Source organism: Inquilinus sp., from assembly GCF_057815775.1.
In genome coordinates, this window is record NZ_JBYRFX010000486.1 from 1 (window position 1) to 2,405 (window position 2,405).

The 2,405-nt window shown below is 71.2% G+C and carries 4 protein-coding genes; all 4 read right to left on the reverse strand.

The genetic code is table 11. The features are described 5' to 3' along the window. Positions 1–605 (reverse strand): glycosyltransferase (locus AC3XYG_RS17255; RefSeq protein ID WP_489141085.1); only part of this gene is annotated, 605 nt, incomplete at its 3' end. Further along, entirely contained in the window at positions 602–1,585 is a 984-nt protein-coding gene (locus AC3XYG_RS17260) for a sll0787 family AIR synthase-like protein (protein WP_489141086.1), read from the reverse strand. The genes AC3XYG_RS17260 and AC3XYG_RS17255, both read right to left, overlap by 4 nt. Continuing rightward, positions 1,582–2,121, reverse strand: a complete 540-nt coding sequence (locus AC3XYG_RS17265) for an MSMEG_0567/Sll0786 family nitrogen starvation N-acetyltransferase (protein ID WP_489141087.1) — start codon at positions 2,119–2,121, stop codon at positions 1,582–1,584. Before AC3XYG_RS17265 ends, AC3XYG_RS17260 begins: the two co-directional genes overlap by 4 nt. After that, positions 2,118–2,405, reverse strand: a 288-nt coding sequence (locus AC3XYG_RS17270) for a hypothetical protein (RefSeq protein WP_489141088.1), incomplete at its 5' end; no start/stop codon positions are given. The genes AC3XYG_RS17270 and AC3XYG_RS17265, both read right to left, overlap by 4 nt.

A 2,405-nucleotide genomic window follows, 5' to 3' on the forward strand; every position in this document is an offset into this window, starting at 1 on the left:
AGGAACACCGGCCCGGCGCCGAGGCGGAGGCGCTGCCTGAGGTCGCGGTCTTCGCGGCCGGCGGCCGGGGAGAAAACATCGCGGTCGACGCCGTTGCCGATCGGCGTGGCGGCGATCCCGAAATCCCGGGCCAGCACGCCGCGCCATAGCCGGCTGACGACGAAGCATCGGTCGGCTTCGGCGATCGAGCGGGTCTGCAGCCGGGCGATCCGGTCATCGCTGAACCTGTCGACATGGTGGACGGTGCGCGCGAAGGCAGGGATCAGCCCGCGCTGCTTCAGGGTCGCCAGCGCGTTGCCGGAGATCCCATCCTGGGCATGGAAGATGTCGAAGCGGCGATGCACCGGATCCTCAAAATACCTCACATACTCCGCGATCCGCGTCTCGACGAGATCGCGCAACGCCGGGCCGGCGGGGGAGGCCGGGATCGGGATCGTCTTGCACAGTGCGGGCCGGAAGAAGCCGGCGCCGGTGGCGTCGGGGGCATGGACCGCGGCCTGATGGCCAAGCCGGGTGAAGGCTTCGGCGACGGCCAATGCGTGCGCCACGCCGCCGCGCGGATTGGTCGAATGCGCCAGGATCGCGATGCGCAGCGGACGGATCATGCGACCAGCTCCGCCCGGCAAAAGCCGAGCAGGGGCCGGTCCGCCGGATCCCAGATCAGCTCGGTCGCCGCGCCATCGGTGATCGTCACAGCGCTGCCCGACCGGATCGTGCCGATATCGGCGGCGGCGATGCCGCGCGCGGCGAAGAGGTCGAGGATCGTCCCGGCGGTCTCGGTGGATGCCGCGATCAAATAGCCGAAGCTGGGGAAGGTCATCAGCCAGCGATCGAGCGGCACGCCGTCCGGCCGCGGCACCGCCGTCACGTTGATGTCGATAGACACGCCCGAGCACTCGGCCAGCATCGCGGCAGTGCCGACGATGCCGCCCTGGCTGATATCCTTGGCCGCGCGGGACAGGCCGGCCTCGGCGATTATCGGCAGCAGCTCCAGGTCGCCGCGCAGCCGCCCGGCGGGGGCGTCCGTCGCCGCCTCCCAATTCGAGAACGGCTCACGGTAGCGGCCGCGCAGGTCGATGGCCGCCAGCAGGCGGTCGCCGGGCCGCGCATCGAAGCTGGTCAGCAGCGTCTTCGCCTTGCCGAGAATGGCGACCGAAAGCTGGCTGCGGTCGGTGCCGAGATTGGTGTGGCCGCCGACGATGGGGACGCCGAAGCGCTCGGCCGCCGCCCGCATCCCGTCGAAGATCGCACCGGCGGCGTCCGCGCCATCGGCCCACAGGGCGTCGACCACGGCGACCGGGCGGCCGCCCATCGCGGCGACGTCGGAGATGTTCACCATCACGCCGCACCAGCCGGCGAACCAGGGATCGCCGGCGACGAAGGCGTTCATGAAGCCCTCGATCGCCAGCAGCGTGAAGCCGTCGCCGTCGGGAATGGCGGCGCAGTCGTCGCCGACCGGCGTCGCGGAATGCCCGGACAGGCCGAGCCGCGCCGCGGCGGTCGCGATCTCGGCCTTGGCGGCGATGCCGCGGCTCGCCCGCAGCGTTTCGGCGAGGCGGGATAGGTCGAGACCATCCGTCGTCATGCCGCCTTCCTCAGGGCCAGGAACCCTGCATCCGGTGTGCGGAACGGCGGATAGAAATCGAGGTCCGCCTGCATCCGGTGGTGCGGCCGGCCGTGCAGGTCGACGATGTCGAGTGTCCGCCAGTGCAGGCGCTGGAACAGCGGCGCATTCTGGCTCTGCACATGGGCGAGGAAGCTTGTGGCGCCGCGCGCATGGGCCGAGGCGACGGCGAGCCGGATCAGCGAGGCGCCGAGCGCGCCGACCTTGCGGTGGCCCTCGGCCACGGCCAGGCGCGAGCCCCACCACAGGCCCGGCTCTGCCTCATGGATGCGCACCGTGCCGACCACCGCATCGGCGGCGATGCCCAGCAGGGAAAGGGCGACGATCGGCGTCGCGATCTCGTCGATGGCGTCGCGGTCGTCGCCGGCGAACAGGCCCTGTTCCTCGCAGAACACCGCCCGCCGCAGGGCGGCAGCGCCCCGCCGCTCCCAGGCCGTGGTCGCGTATTTGACCTGATACTCGCTGGCGACGAAGGGCTTGCCCGGCTCGATGATCATGCCCCGGCTCCCTGCGCTGCCTGGCCGCGCTCATAGGTGGACAGGGCGGAGCAGGCGCCGCATTTGGCGCAGCCGGCCTTGACGTCGACCGATTTCAGCCCGCCCGCGATCAGCATGCCGGCCAGCGGACCGAGGATGGAGCTCATGAAGCCGGAGGAGGGCGGCGGGTGGCTTTCCATCGGCGTGCCGGAGATCGGCACGAAGGGCACGACGAAGGGGTAGACGCCGATATCGACCAGGCGCTGGCAGGTGCCGAGGATCTCGTCGCGCGTGTCGCCGAGGCC